The sequence below is a fragment of the Arthrobacter sp. ISL-48 genome, assembly GCF_018613805.1.
In the GTDB taxonomy this organism is placed as follows: domain Bacteria; phylum Actinomycetota; class Actinomycetes; order Actinomycetales; family Micrococcaceae; genus Arthrobacter.
Map to the genome: position 1 here is coordinate 316,454 of NZ_JAGGPL010000001.1, position 13,638 is coordinate 330,091.

The window sequence follows — 13,638 nt, forward strand, 5'->3', positions numbered from 1 at the left end:
TCAGGCAGCTATTTCGGTGTAACCGGCGTCCCCGGCGCCAAGGTCCCCGCGGGCACCGGCCAGGTAGGCACGTCTGCCCCAGACCAGGACATAGAGCCAATACACAGCGAGCACGATGGAGCCAATGCCGATTTTCGCCCACACCGGGAGCGGGCTGGGCGTGACGAATCCTTCAACGAGACCCGAGACGAACAACACGAGTACCAGCCCCAGTGCCACGGTGATCAGGGATCTGCCTTCCTCGGCCACGGCCCGGCCCCTGGTGCGCGCACCGGGCGAGACCATGGCCCAGAAGATCCGCAATCCGGCAGCGCAGGCAATGAATACTGCGGTCAATTCCATCAGCCCATGCGGCAGGATGTAACTGTAAAAAACATCAGATTTGCCTGTCGCAGCGAAGATCCCGGCAGCGATCCCCACGCCCTTGGCGTTGCTAAACAGGATCATGGGCACCCATATCCCCGTGATGCCCAGGGCGACCGCCTGCGCGCTGATCCACGCATTGTTAGTCCACACCGCACCTGCAAAGGACGCCGCCGGGTTTTCCGAGTAATAGCCGATGAAGTCCTCCTCCACGTACTGCCTGACGGAGGAATCGGAAGCCAGGGAGCGCAGGGCATCCGGGGAGCTGCCTATCCACAACGCATAAGCGCTGCCGACCAGGATGAACACGGTTCCACAAGCCAGCGTCAGCCAAGTCAGCCGGTACAGCGCAGCCGGCAGCGCGACCACGAAAAAGCGCGCCAGGTCCGCCGTGAAATTCGATCGGGCACCCGTGAAGCGGGTCCTCGCCTGCGCGAGGGTAGCTGACAGCGACGCGGACAGGCCGCTTTCCGGTTCGAGCGACCTGATGAGAGACAGATGCGCTGATGTCGCCTGGTACAGCCGGAGCAGTTCGTCGGCGTCCGGGCCGCTGAGCCGCCGTTTGAAGGCGAGTTCACGCAACCTGGACCATTTGTCCGCGTTCACTGCGGAGAAGGCATCCATATCCACGGCATCAGCCTAGCCGCACCCCACTAGACTGTGAGCGTCCGCAGGATGAATCGCGAGGAATGGGAACCTGCCTTGAGTTCAATCGTCACGGGCGAGGCCGTTGTCCTGGAACTGCGCCCCGCGTCTTTCGCCGCCCGCGCCTTAGGCCTTCTGCTGGATGTCCTGGTCAACGTCGTGCTGCTGGTGCTGGTCCTGATAGGCCTTGCCGCTGCCGGCCCGGAACTTGATGACGCCGCTGCACGCGCCCTGGCGCTGGTCAGTATCGTGTTCTGTTTCGTGATCATCCCGGTGGCCGTAGAGACCCTGAGCAGGGGGCTCTCGCTTGGAAAACTGGCGGCCGGGCTGCGGGTTGTCCGTGACGACGGCGGGGCCATTCGCTTCCGGCATGCCGTGATCCGTGGGCTGACGGGCTTCCTGGAAATTTACCTCACCCTCGGCGGCCTGGCCATTGCAGTGGCTCTTTTCAACGACAGGTCCAAGCGGCTGGGCGACATCCTCGCCGGAACGTACGCGCTGCGCTCCCGCGTGCCGGTCGAAGCTGCGGTGCCGGTTTTTGTCCCGCCGCGGCTGCGGCCATGGGCAGCGGCCGCGGACATCGGGCGGATTCCTGATACGACAGCCCGTCAGGCCTCCCAGTTCATTCGACAGGCGAGCCGGATGTCTCCGCTGTCGCGGGCGGGAATGGCCAACTCCATTGCCTCCGAGCTCGCCCGGCATGTGGCACCGCCCCCGCCGCCGGGAACGACCCCGGACGACTATCTGGCGGCTGTCATCGCGGAGCGGCGCAACCGCGAACTGACGAGGCTACAGCATGCCCGCCGCCGTAATTCCGCAACGGGTGAACGGCTGGACCGCCTGCCGTTCGGATCCTGACGCTAGTTGTCGTGCCCGGTCTCTAGTTGTCGTACTGAGCCCAGGGGATGTTCCAGTCGCCGTAGCCGTCGTCATAGGCGGCGTAGTCGCCCTCGGTATTGATGACCTGAACAACGTCACCTGTGGTCATGGCGTCGAAGACCCAGGCCGCCCCGTCCGGGGCGAAGCCGATGCAGCCGTGCGAGACATTCGTGTTCCCGATGTAGGGGAACGCAGAGTCCAGCGCTTGGTGGATATAGGCCCCGCTCAAGGTGAGACGGATGGTGTACTGCACGTCCACTTCGCCATAGTAGGCAGGGTCACCTGGCTTGAGCCCGATACTGTCGGCCACGAAGTGGTCGTACCGGTGTTTGTCCATCAGCACCAGGTAGCCGCGGGCCGAGGGAAAGCGTGTGGACCCCATGCTGACAGGGACTGTCTTGACCACCTGGTCATTGACGCTCAGGGTAAAGGTGTGCGCCGCGGCGTCGGCAACGGCCACCCGTTTGTCCCCGATGTGGACGTTGACTTTCTTGTTGAAGTTGGCGATCTGTCCGTTGCCGAGGTCAACGCCGAAAAGCTGCATGTCCATGGTAACGGTGGAGTTTGCCGCCCAGAATGCCTCCGGACGGTAGCGGACCATGGTGTCGCTGAACCAGTGGAAGGCACCCGTCTGGCCGGAGGTGGAGGTGATCTTGATGGCATTTTCCACCGCGGCCCGGTTCACCACGGGTTCGCTGAAGATGACCTGTAGCGGCTGGGCAACTCCCACCTTCATGCCGTCAAGGGGGTAGATGGCGGCGTCTGCTTCGTGGGTGCTGGAAACGGTGCTGAATTTGCGCGTGGTGCTGGTTTCACGCGCCGCGCCGTCCGTTACGACGTAAGTGAAGCTGTAGTCCGCGTTGAACTTCAACGGGCCGGCCGCCGACCAGGTGGTGCCGTCTGCACCGAAGGCACCTTGAACCGCTTCCCCGGCCATGCTGGTGAGGGTCACACGTTCAATCTTGCCGTTCGCCACTGTGAGCGATACCGGCGCCGCCGGGTTGACCTGCTTTGCGCCGTCCGCCGGCGAGACGTCCAGCTTGACTGGCGCAACTACCGGAGACGCCACACCGGGGGCCGAACGGACGGCAGACCCTGCTTCCGACTCCATGGACCCGCGCGCAAACCCGGGGGCGACGGCAGCGAACACGCCACCGCCGGCAGCAAGGATGCAGACCGCGGCCAGGAGGGCAATCTTCTTGAAAGTTCCCCTGCGGCGCGGTGCTGGCCCGGACGTTGACCCGGGCTTAGACTCAAACTCCATGCAATGATCTTAAGCCTTGCTGCAGGGCGCCCCGCACCGGCCTGGGTCCTGGGGCGTCACGCCTCAATAACGATAGTGCTCCGGCTTGTACGGGCCGGCCACGTCGATATCGAGGTAATCCGCCTGATCCTTGGACAACTCAGTGAGCTCAACACCCAAGGCATCGAGGTGCAGCCTGGCCACTTTTTCGTCCAGGATCTTGGGAAGCACGTACACCTGGTTGCCGTACTCGCGGTCGCCGTCGGGCTGGTCTTTCTTGGTCCACAGCTCGATCTGCGCGATGGTCTGGTTGGCAAACGAGTTGCTCATCACGAAGGAGGGGTGGCCCGTTGCGTTGCCCAAGTTCAGGAGGCGGCCTTCGGAAAGGACGATGATGGACCGCCCGGGGCCTTTCGCGGCGTCCCCGTCGAATACCCATTCATGGACTTGCGGCTTGATCTCCACCTTCCGGATCCCGGGGATCCTCGCCAAGCCGGCCATGTCGATTTCGTTGTCGAAATGGCCGATGTTGCCCACGATGGCCTTGTTCTTCATCGCGGCCATATGCTCGGCCATGATGACGTCCTTGTTGCCAGTGGTGGTGATAAAGATGTCGCCCTGTGCGAGCACTGACTCAAGTTTGGCGACCTGGTAGCCGTCCATGGCGGCCTGCAGGGCGCAGATGGGATCAATCTCCGTGACGATGACACGTGATCCCTGTCCGCGCAGGGCCTCTGCCGCGCCCTTGCCAACGTCGCCGTAGCCGCAGACCACCGCGACTTTTCCTCCCATCAGGACGTCGGTGGCCCGGTTCAGTCCGTCTGGCAGGGAGTGGCGGATACCGTACTTGTTGTCGAACTTGCTTTTGGTCACGGAATCGTTGACGTTGATGGCAGGGAACAGGAGTTTCCTCTGCTCGGCCAATTGGTAAAGGCGGTGCACGCCTGTGGTGGTTTCCTCGCTCACGCCCTTGATGCTGCGGGCGGCTCGGGTCCACTTCTGCGGGTCCTGCGCGATGGACTTGCGCAGGACTTCCAGAAATATCGCGTATTCCTCGGAGTCCGCCTCGTCTGTTGCGGGGACTGCCCCTGCGGCCTCGAATTCGACACCCTTATGGACCAGCATCGTGGCGTCTCCGCCGTCGTCCAGGATCATGTTGGGACCAAGCTCCGGATTGGTCGCGGCACCCGGCCAGGTAAGGATCTGCTCGGCCGTCCACCAGTACTCTTCCAGCGACTCACCCTTCCAGGCGAACACCGGCACACCCTGGGGATCTTCGATGGTTCCCTTGCCGACAACGACGGCGGCGGCCGCTTCGTCCTGGGTCGAGAAAATGTTGCAGGAGGCCCAGCGGACCTCGGCTCCAAGGGCCGTGAGGGTTTCAATGAGCACTGCGGTCTGCACCGTCATGTGCAGCGAACCGGCGATACGAGCGCCCTTGAGCGGCTGGGTTGGGCCGAATTCCGCACGGAGGGACATCAGGCCTGGCATCTCGTGTTCGGCTAGACGGATCTGGTGGCGGCCAGCCTCTGCCAGCGAGATGTCGGCGACCTTGTAATCAAAAGTCATGGGTAATCCTTTGCTCTGTCCGATGGAGGCGACGTCATTAAACGTCGGCGGTAAGTCGTGGAGGTAGCGCTCAGGCGGTTTCGGCCGGACGGGCAACAGCGTCGTGCTGGGCTGGGTCGTGCTCGGCAGAGCTGGCAGCGTTGGCAGCCTGCAGCAGTTCCGGAGGCAGGAGCAGTGGTATGCCGTCCTCGATCGCGTAGCGCAGTGGGACGCCCGACTCCCCTGCCGCCGTCGAGACGAGTTCGTCGCCCTCCTGGACCAGGGGCGAGCCGGTCACGGGGCACCGCAGGACGGACAACAGTTCAGGACTGATCTTTGGCATGGATGATGCTCCCTGACGGGCGCGATTGCGCCGGTGGCTGACTTATTAGCAGCTTCCAGCCTACCGCCAGAGGGCCTCAGGACGGTTCACGCAGGACGCGCAGGTGGCCGCGACGGGTGCCTTCGGTCCCTGCGGGCGCTTCCAGGACTGAGTGGACGGAGCGCTGGGTCTGCGAGGGCTGGGCGTCCGCGGGAAGGGCGGCCGCTTCACGCACTGCGTTGGCGAGGGCAAGGAGGTCATCAGGCCCTGGCTGCTGGGGTGTGGTCGGCAGGGCAAGGCGCAGGACCTCCCACCCCCGCGGCACGGTCAGGGACCCGGCATGCTGCTCGCACAAATCGTAACAATGCGGCTCAGCGTAAGTGGCCAGGGGCCCCAGCACGGCTGTGGAATCGGCATAGACGTACGTCAGGGTAGCCACCGCCGACTGGCGGCAGGCTGACCTTGAACATTCACGGATAGCTCCCACGACATCCCAGACTACTCGGTGTCCCTTCAGGTTCGGCGTATTTGCCCGCCTTACGCCGCGCCACTGTGTGTACGTGGATTGTGTCGCGTAAATCTTCCGCCGGGTTTAGAGTCAATGTATGCAGTCATCGAACCACGATTCAGCTTTTTCGGTCCGGTTGGCTGACCCGGGTGTCCCCAGTGACGGCACCGGTTCGGGCACGTTGGGCAAAAGCTTTGCGATGCGCCGCCGCAACCGGCACGGCCGTGGCCTGCGTGGCGAACTGATGCTGCCGACGCATCCCGGCTACCGCACCCGCTCAGACCGCTTTGACGACATGGTGCTGGACTCCGCACAGCGCCTGCACGATATCTGGGGCAAGACACTGGACGGCGTACGGTTTGCCGTCGACGAAATTCCGCCGCAGCTGGAACAGCTCGTGGCCGATGCCCAGGCGGCTCCGATGGGTTCCTACACCCCGGCAACCGCCGACGAAGGACCGGTCATCACCTTGTACCGCAGGGTAGTGGAACAGGGCTGCGCCAGCCGCGAGGAACTGCAGGACCTCGTCCATGACGTTGTCGTGGAACACACCGCCGAGATGCTCGGCGTGGCGCCGGAAACGCTGGATCCGGTCTACAGGCGCCGTTACTGACGCAGTTGCAGCGGTATTCACATCTCGAGCACGAACTGCTCTATAACCCGGAGCCCCACCAACCCAGCGCCTCGGTAATGCCGGGACTCAGTAACCCAGCGTGACGGGGACCTTCTCCTGGCCTGAAGCCGCGGGCATGAATGCAAGTGACGAGATGTCCTCCCGTCCGCCTTGCTCAAGGAGCAAGGCGCCGTAGGCGGCGTCGCCGGAAGCGGACACCACGTACCCCACCACCACTGACTCATCTACCTTTTCCGGCACTGTGATGGACGTGGTGGTTTCCCCCGCGATGTCCGCTGATGCAGCGGGGTGGATCTTGCCATCCGCGGTGATGGCTGCATACGAGATGGTGGCCCGGCTGTCCAGTGCACCGAATACCAGGATGCGTTCCCCGCCCTGCGGCACCGGCACCACATGCTGGCTGCCCAACCTGCCGCCGGATGCGGACCAGGCGACGTCGGAAGGCCCGTCACTCTTAACTCCGCGCGTGACCCGTGCCGCAGCCACAAATGACACGTCAGAGCTCGCGGAAACCGTGTAGTGGCCTGCTGGAACTCCGGCGAGGGAAATCTCAGTCACCGCCCCTGCCTTTGCCGTGACCACACCGCCGCCAGGAAGGGCCTCCTGGCCTGCCCGTCCGAACATTTTGACCTCCACTACAGCGTCCGAGGGCCCCGGGACGGTCAGCTGGAGAGCAGGACCGGCATCCGCAAAGCCTTTCTGTCCGGTCATTGCAGCGATACCGCCGGCATCCTGGATATCCACTCCGGTCATCACCTGGCGAGCGGCCGGGCCTGTCCCGGGCGCGATGAAGTCAACGCCGCCGGCCGTGAGTCCCCGCAGGACGCTCTGTTGGATGGTTGCAGCAACCGGACCGCCCGTGCTGCGCACATGGACACTGAGCTGGGCCTCTGCTGGTGCCAGGCCGGCCAGGACAACGGACCGGGTGGTCCCCGGGGCAACCAGCAGACCCCGGCTTCCGGGAGCCTGGACCTGGCCTTTGCTTCCAAAGAGTTCCAGGCTGACGGTGGCCGGGGTACTGGAAGCGTTGCTGAGGACCAGGACCGAGGTCCGTCCCACCGTGGTGCTGGCACCGGCGAGCCACAGGTCGTTGGACGGCTGCTGGCAATTGGCGGCCGCCGAACCCTGCAGGTCCCCGTCGGTGGCTTTGTATTCCATCAGGGCGGCAGCAGAGGGTTTCTGGTTCGACTGGGGATCGGCCCTCAGGACGCTGACGCCGTTTACGGCTTGCCCTGCGACCACCCCGGCAAGCATCTCCTGCGGACCGGCAGCCGCGCTTTGCTGGCCGTTGTCCTTGGCGATTTCGACGGCGGTTGTGCCGTCCAGTGCAGACAGCCGGCTGCCCGGCAAGGTGCCACCGGCGGCGCTTAGGACGGCGCCCGTGACGGCGCTGGCGGCCGTCGCGGACACAGGACTGAATTGGGGATCAGTTCCTGCCTCGGTGCCTTCAAGCAGCCTGGCGGGCCCGGGACAAACGCCCACGCTGGAGCCCGCCGGCACTGCGGCCAGCGCGGGCTGGATGCTGCGGTTTCCAAGCGGCTGCGGTGCAAGCGATCCAGCAATCGCCACTCCCCCGGCGGCAGCCAGGATCGCCACAGCCGACAGGAGGCCCGTGAAGACCCCCCTGCGCGCGGCCGTGCGTCCTGCCGGACGGTTCTTTGCCCGGGCATCCGTGTCTCCAGCGTCCGTCTGAGTTCCATCGATCTGGGACTCATCAGTGCGGGCGGTGTCCTTATGCATTCTGGTGTTCCTTACGCAAGGAGCCCTCGTCCCTTGACAGGCCTGTATTGGGCCTGCGGGCAGGCATCGGGATCGCGAGCATGACCGTGAGTGCGATTACGGTTACCTGCACGATTCCGGACCACAGCGCCCATGGGTTTTCGTAGCGGATGGTCAACTGGCCGGCGGAGGGTGGCAAGGTGAATGCCTGGGCCCAGCCGGACGTTGTGGCTGTGAGCTTCCGGCCGTCAAGCCAAGCGGTCCAGCCGGGATCGGCCCGTTCGGCAAGCACAACCAGCCGTCCGTCCGATCCCGCCGGAACCGCTGTGTCGACGTCGTCATATCCTGACGGGAGCAGCGCGACCGGAGCTCCCTTGCCATCGACTATCCGTACACGATGGGCCACGTCGGCGGCCTGGAGCACCGGCTGCTTCAGGGGCGTTATCCGCCAAAGCCAGCCGACATCCGTCAGCCCCACGGCGACGAGCCCGGGCACGGCGTCCATCCTGCTGGCAGTCAGCTGGGCGGCGGTGTCAGCCGAGCGAAGGACGACAAACCCAATGCCCAGCTGTTCAAGCTCGGGCCTGGGGTCAACGCCCTGCCCAGCTACCAGGGTGGCAACGACAGTACGGATGGCGGACGTTGCGTCGTCATCCTCCCTGACCGTTTCATTTCCCGGTTCCCCCAGGATGTTCCGGGCGGCTGCAATGGCAGACAGGCTGTCCAGTGTGGTTCCGGCGCCGCGCATCAGGGCCGCGTCAAAGGTCCCGTTTTCCCTCGTGGTGATGATCAGGGTGCGGGTCTGCTCAGGTCCGGTTCCGCGGTCAATGGCCGTGGCAGGGAGGGTCCGGCTGCCGCCGGCCTGAACCAGCCGGGGCGTGCCGAGTGCTTCCTGGCCCGCTGCCTGCGCCGGAGGGTCCGCGACGGCTGAACGTAACAGATTCTGCGCGGACCAGGCGGCCATACCGGCCAAAGGCCCGGCCAGCAGGAGGACCATGGACAGTGCGACGGCGGAACGAAGCAGAACGTTCCGCCGCGAGCTTGTGGAGGAGGCACGGTCCGCGAAGCCGAGCAACCGTTCGGCACCGATGAGACCGGCTCCGAGCAGGGCGAATCCGGCGGCGGAGACCGCAGGTCCGGTGAAGGGCGTCACCAACGTATCCGCGCTTGCGCCGGTGGCAACATGACCGGCCAGCCAACTGCCCGTGAGGATGATCAGCGCGGCGACCCAGAGGGCCCGTGCGGTCCGGATCCGTTTGCCGGGGATAAAGAGGGCCACGGCTGCGAGGAGCAACACGGGAACCCCCACCAGCAGCGCCAGCAGGAGGGCCCAGGGTACTGGCTGGCCGCTGAAATACGGCAGGCCCGCCAGGCCGCCGTCGGGGGTGAAGGGAAGGGGCCGGCCCAACATTTGCTGCCACAGCGGCGCGGCGTCGAACCCGAGCGGAACGCCGGGATCGGCAAGTACCGCACGCGGCCTGTCGAGAACGGACAGCGTAAAGGGGATGAACAGCGCTGCCGCGGGAAGTAGCGCCCACCACACCGTTCGGCCACGGCGGCCAAGCGTGACTCCGCACAGGACGATGATGACAGCCGAAGGGATCAGTAGCGATGGCGCCGAGGCGCAGACAACAGCCAGGGCCAGGCCGGCAGCTGCAGCCGCGGTCCAGGACGGCATGCCGTTGATTCCCGGCCTGGCCGGCGGCTTATCGGCAGATCTCCGGTCTGCGGGGGAAGGCAGCACAAACCTGCCGTGGCCCACCGCGGTCCCCGTAGCCCGCAGCAGCGCCAGTACCAGAAGGGGAAGCATGATGTGGGCCAGCATTGCCCCCACGCGGCCCTGGTTCAGCGAAACCTGCAATGCGGGTGCCGCAGCCCAGAACAGAGCGGCGACCAAGCGCAAACGGCGCCGCACGGTCAGCGCCCCTGCTGCGAACCAGGCCGTAAGCGCGGCCAGTGGCGCAGCAAGCAGGAGCAGCCAGGCCATGGCGCTGTTGGCGTCGCCTCCTCCGACGAGGCCTAAGATCCACAGCACATAGCCAAACGGGTCTCCGCGACCGGGAAGCCCGGCACCCAGGCTGATCCACCAGCTGGAGGCATGGTGCCAGATTTCACCGAGCGTTGACGAGACCGGGATGAGGGCACCGCCGGACACTGCCTCGGCCCGGAACAATCCGGAGAGCCCGAGGAGGGAGGCAACGGAGGCGATGAGGAGGGCAGCCAGCGCACCGTTCCCCACCCAACCCCGCTCGGTGGTCGTCAGGGCCGCGAAGTCATCGGCCGAATCGCCGCTGGGCTGGTCTGCGAGGGGATCCTGCTCCAAGTCATCGGACGAGTCATCGGCCCCCAGCGCTTCGATCAGCGACCGGCGGTGGTTCCAGACATCGCGCCTGGGGGTCTGCAACTTCCTGATCACGGAGCGCCGGATCCGCCGCGTCCTCGCGGCTGCGCGCCTGGCCCTCGCCACGGCCGCGGGACGCCCCAGAGCCGCGAAGGTGGCAACCAACTGGGTGAAGCCATGCCCGGGATCCTTGACCGCGATGCTGAGCACGAGTTTGAAGATACTGCCCAGCAGCGCCCCCACGGCATGGAGCGGAACCTTCCATAGTGGCGCGTGCTTGAGCCGGAGATGGACCTGCGCCTTCCGGGCTGCCGAGGCGCTGCCCAAGGCATGGGGCCGGTGCGCAACATGGAACATCCGCGCCGTGGGCACCACCACCACCCGGTGTCCGGCCAGTCGGTTTCGCCAGCAGAAATCGACGTCGTCGCCAGTCCCGGGCAGGGCCGGGTCAAAGCCCTGCAGGTGCTCCCAGACGTCCCTGCGGACCAGCATGCCAGCTGAATTCACGGCGAATGTGTCACTGCGGCCGTCGTATTGACCCTGGTCAAGCTCATCGGCATCTATCAGGGTGAGGCGTTCGGCCCAGCCGCTGGTGGAGAGGCCGACATCGATGAGCCGGCGTCCGGCGTGCCAGTCCAGCTGCTTGCAGCCGGCGACGGTCACAGAGGGTGCGCGCTCGACTGCGCCCAAAAGCTCAGCGAGAGCCTCCGGGGCAGGGGCGGCATCGTCATGGATAAGCCAGATCCACTCGGAGACGGCAAGCTCGGATTGACCGGTCCAAGGCGCAAGCGCGTCAAGACCGGCGCGGACAGCGCCTCCCATACCGCCTTTGCCGTGCGCGACGTTGATGACGTTCGCTGGGCCGAGAGCCTGCTCAAGGAGGACCGCGGAATGGTCACGGGATCCGGTGTCAATACCGATGACAGAGTCGGCCGGCCGGGTCTGGCCGGCCAAAGCAGCCAAGGTTCTGGGGAGATAGCCACTGCCGTTGTGGGATACCACAACGGCAGTAACGTGCACTTCCTGAAGAATCAGATCGCTCGCTTCCTTAGCCGCCGGCGCTCGCGCTCGGAAAGGCCTCCCCAGATGCCGAACCGTTCGTCGTTTGCCAGCGCGTACTCAAGGCATTGTGACCGCACGTTGCACGCCCCGCACACCTTCTTGGCATCGCGCGTCGATCCGCCCTTTTCGGGGAAGAAGGCTTCCGGATCTGTTTGTGCGCACAGCGCGTCAGTCTGCCAGCCGAGTTCGCCCTCGTCGTTAAAGTCCTGCCCGAAAGGCAACCCGATCCACACCGGCTGGGAGGTCCCGGCGTTGCGGGTCTGCAGTTCCATGGGCGGATCCAGGTCGTCCTCGTCCGGATCATGTCCGCCATCAAGGAGGGCTTCGTGCGCCGCGAGGAAAGCCGTAGCCTGATCCTGGAGGGAGTCCTTGTTGCGGTTGTACCGCTCCGCAGCGTCAGGATCCGCGGGATCCACGTACCAGTCGCTGGGCACTCCCCGTGCACGGTATTTTGCTGTTGCCTGTCCGGCAACGACAGCATCTTCATGGATACGCTCTACGTGCCCCAATGCGACCCTCCTGATGTTGCAGCCCTTGCCTGAATACTTCGACGCTCGGTTGTGTGCCGGTTCTGCGCAATGGCCTTCGATGTCTAATTACACGCGTGTAACTAGCGGTGAGTCAAGCCGTGGCCGGAATAATAATCAACTTCTCCGGCCAACAGGGGCACGCCACGCCCGAATATTTTTCCGCGGCCCCCGCATTCCGGCCAGCCGAACTCTGGTCGTCGCCGCCGAAACCTACGGATAGCGGGGGAAACTACAGCCCCGGTGACTATAAGGCAAGCGAAAGGAGAAAAGTCTGTGACTAGAATCACAAGGTTTTCGTGAAGCCATGGAGTCTCAGGGCGGCCCCCTGTGAGCGATGGATGCCGGTGACCGCCGGCGGCCACCGTGGCAAGATGTAGCCATGAGCATCCCGGCGATCGAACTGATGACAACCCTGCGCTCCGGCCACTCCACATCGCCCCGCTTAACCTGGTACGGGCCCGAGGCTGAGCGGGTGGAGCTCTCTGGCAGGGTGCTGGACAACTGGGTGGCTAAGACCAGCAACCTACTGCAGGACGAACTGGATGCCGAACCAGGGATGCGGGTGCGCCTTGACTTGCCCGTCCACTGGAAATCGTTGATCTGGGCCCTTGCTGCCTGGCAGGTGGGCATGGAAACAGTTCTCGACGGCGGCGAGGCGGATTTTCTTGTCACTGATCAGCCCGGCTCCACGGAAGGAGACTACGACGCCGTCATTGCGGTTGCGCTGCCTGCCCTCGCCATGCGGTGGCCTGGAGATCTGCCGGCCGGCGCGATTGACTATGCCTCCGAAGTGCGCTCCCATGGCGACGTGTTTATGGCCCACGCCGAGCCTGCCGCAACCACCTGTGCCGTGACCGGCCGTGATGGCCAGCAGCACCTCCACGAGGAACTGCTGGATGGGTTCGCTGCGTCCCACGAGGAAGGAGTCCGGCTCCTTGTCCCCGCGGCAGACGGCCTGGAAGCGGCCCTGTCCGACTCACTGGGCGCCTGGCAAAGCGGCGGTTCAGTGGTCCTTGCCCACCCCGACGTCCAACTGACGGACAAACTCCTCGCCGCTGAACGGATCCATGGCGACTAAGCCTTGAACGCTAAGCCTTGAACGCTACGGGCGACCGGGGCCTTCCGGTGCACCTTCGCGCGCACCTTCAGGCGACCGCACGTCCTGGCCCGCTGTTGCGGCTGGGTGATGGTGATGGAGCTCGATGAGCTCGTGGTCGTGGGAGAACTCCGGTTCCTGGTCCAGCTCCTCGTTGAAAACCCAGAACCGGTAAGCGAAGAACCTGAAAATGGTGCCAAGCACAAGGCCCACCACGCTGCCGGCAACAAACAGCGAAGGCTTGTCGTTGAGGTCCAGGATGTACTTCGCGAACCAGACGCAGCCTGAAGCGATGAGGAGCCCCACCAGGTTCATCACGGCGAACAGGACCGCCTCGCGAACCACATTGGCCTGCTTCCGGTGGCGGAAGGTCCAGAACCGATTGGCCACCCACGAGAAAATGCTGGCCACGACGGTGGCCAGGGCCTTGGCCCAGACTTCGCTGCCGTGCATGGGCCCGGTGAACAGCCAAATGTAAACGGCAGAGTCGATGACAAAAGCCACACCGCCCACGGCTCCGAATTTGGCCACCTCACGCCAAAAAAGTGAGGCAAGCCCCCGGATACGATCTGCAAGTGCGCTAAACATGACCCTCCATGGCCGTACGAGTTGTGGGCCACACGGCCACAGGCCATTTTAGCCCTGATTTCTGTGGACCAGCCCATGGACTCCCTGTACTCCAGCCCCATAAACCGGGAAGTAAGGGGCCGGACTACCGGAAAAACGGCCCGGATGGCGGGCGAAAGCA

The 13,638-nt window shown here is 64.8% G+C and carries 12 protein-coding genes; 3 read left to right on the top strand and 9 right to left on the bottom strand.

The genetic code is table 11. From position 1 onward, the window contains the following. Nucleotides 1-993, bottom strand: a complete 993-nt coding sequence (locus tag J7E83_RS01380) for a stage II sporulation protein M (RefSeq protein ID WP_214958625.1) — start codon at nt 991-993, stop codon at nt 1-3. A 72-nt stretch (nt 994-1,065) separates the two neighbouring features. On the opposite strand from J7E83_RS01380, the gene J7E83_RS01385 reads away from it, so the two are divergent. Then, entirely contained in the window at nt 1,066-1,866 is an 801-nt protein-coding gene (locus J7E83_RS01385) for an RDD family protein (RefSeq protein WP_214958626.1), read from the top strand. A gap of 22 nt (nt 1,867-1,888) precedes the next feature. Here the strand turns inward: J7E83_RS01385 and J7E83_RS01390 are convergent, their stop codons facing one another. From J7E83_RS01390 to J7E83_RS01405, 4 genes are all read right to left on the bottom strand, one after another. Further along, a complete protein-coding gene (locus J7E83_RS01390) occupies nt 1,889-3,151 on the bottom strand; it encodes an Ig-like domain-containing protein (protein ID WP_214958627.1) in 1,263 nt (420 codons plus the stop codon). A gap of 63 nt (nt 3,152-3,214) precedes the next feature. After that, nucleotides 3,215-4,699, bottom strand: a complete 1,485-nt coding sequence (ahcY, locus tag J7E83_RS01395) for an adenosylhomocysteinase (protein WP_214958628.1) — start codon at nt 4,697-4,699, stop codon at nt 3,215-3,217. Between the two features lie 70 nt (nt 4,700-4,769). Further along, nucleotides 4,770-5,021, bottom strand: a complete 252-nt coding sequence (locus J7E83_RS01400) for a Trm112 family protein (RefSeq protein ID WP_214958629.1) — start codon at nt 5,019-5,021, stop codon at nt 4,770-4,772. 76 nt (nt 5,022-5,097) lie between these two features. Continuing rightward, nucleotides 5,098-5,487 carry a DUF3499 domain-containing protein gene (locus J7E83_RS01405; RefSeq protein WP_214958630.1) on the bottom strand — a complete coding sequence of 130 codons (390 nt, stop codon included), beginning with the start codon at nt 5,485-5,487 and terminating at the stop codon, nt 5,098-5,100. Between the two features lie 118 nt (nt 5,488-5,605). Here J7E83_RS01405 and J7E83_RS01410 point away from each other — a divergent pair, with 118 nt between their 5' ends. Beyond that, complete coding sequence (locus tag J7E83_RS01410) at nt 5,606-6,121, top strand: metallopeptidase family protein (protein ID WP_214958631.1); 516 nt, start codon at nt 5,606-5,608, stop codon at nt 6,119-6,121. An 87-nt stretch (nt 6,122-6,208) separates the two neighbouring features. Here J7E83_RS01410 and J7E83_RS01415 read toward each other — a convergent pair whose 3' ends face one another. From J7E83_RS01415 to J7E83_RS01425, 3 genes are read right to left on the bottom strand one after another with little or no spacing between them, the layout of a single operon-like run. Further along, entirely contained in the window at nt 6,209-7,882 is a 1,674-nt protein-coding gene (locus tag J7E83_RS01415) for a DUF5719 family protein (RefSeq protein WP_251043276.1), read from the bottom strand. After that, nucleotides 7,875-11,204: a glycosyltransferase gene (locus J7E83_RS01420; RefSeq protein ID WP_214958803.1), complete on the bottom strand. Its 3,330-nt coding sequence runs from the start codon at nt 11,202-11,204 to the stop codon at nt 7,875-7,877. Before J7E83_RS01420 ends, J7E83_RS01415 begins: the two co-directional genes overlap by 8 nt. A 29-nt stretch (nt 11,205-11,233) precedes the next feature. Next, nucleotides 11,234-11,773: a WhiB family transcriptional regulator gene (locus tag J7E83_RS01425; protein WP_214958632.1), complete on the bottom strand. Its 540-nt coding sequence runs from the start codon at nt 11,771-11,773 to the stop codon at nt 11,234-11,236. Between the two features lie 400 nt (nt 11,774-12,173). Between J7E83_RS01425 and J7E83_RS01430 the strand changes: the two genes are divergently transcribed. Then, nucleotides 12,174-12,872 carry a TIGR03089 family protein gene (locus tag J7E83_RS01430; RefSeq protein ID WP_214958633.1) on the top strand — a complete coding sequence of 233 codons (699 nt, stop codon included), beginning with the start codon at nt 12,174-12,176 and terminating at the stop codon, nt 12,870-12,872. 24 nt (nt 12,873-12,896) lie between these two features. Here J7E83_RS01430 and J7E83_RS01435 read toward each other — a convergent pair whose 3' ends face one another. Continuing rightward, entirely contained in the window at nt 12,897-13,478 is a 582-nt protein-coding gene (locus J7E83_RS01435; RefSeq protein WP_251043277.1) for a GtrA family protein, read from the bottom strand. Between the last annotated feature and the right edge of the window lie 160 nt (nt 13,479-13,638).